General features: G+C 62.8%; 1 pseudogene. It reads right to left on the bottom strand.

Going from position 1 to position 309, the window contains the following annotated elements:
* Positions 1-87: 87 nt before the first annotated feature.
* Positions 88-309: pseudogene (locus tag P0G09_RS17780) on the bottom strand (ZIP family metal transporter); the annotation flags it as partial.

Below are 309 nucleotides of genomic sequence, written 5' to 3'. Positions count from 1 at the left end.
AGCAGCTGGATACCCTGCAGGCCGAAATACTAGAAGCACACTGACAGACAAAAAAATGAGACCGCACCGCGCGGTCTCCTTTTTGCGTTACAGGGCAACATCCAGCGCCATCATCAGGGCAAACCCTGCTACCACGCTGATGACCCCCGCCGGTTCGTCTGCCTCCACGGCTTCCGGGATCATCTCCTGTGCCGTCACACAGACCATCCACCCGGCGGCAAGGCTCATCAGCCAGGGCAGGGCTGCACTGACCCACCCGGCCAGTGCAAGGGCCAGCAGGCCCCCCCGCGGCTCTACAAGACCGGAGGC

Origin of the sequence: Faecalibacterium sp. DFI.5.82 (assembly GCF_029076575.1) — a bacterium.
In the GTDB taxonomy this organism is placed as follows: Bacteria; Bacillota; Clostridia; order Oscillospirales; family Ruminococcaceae; genus Faecalibacterium; species Faecalibacterium duncaniae.
Note: the sequence above shows the minus strand (reverse complement) of the source record. Positions and strands in the feature narration are given on the sequence as shown.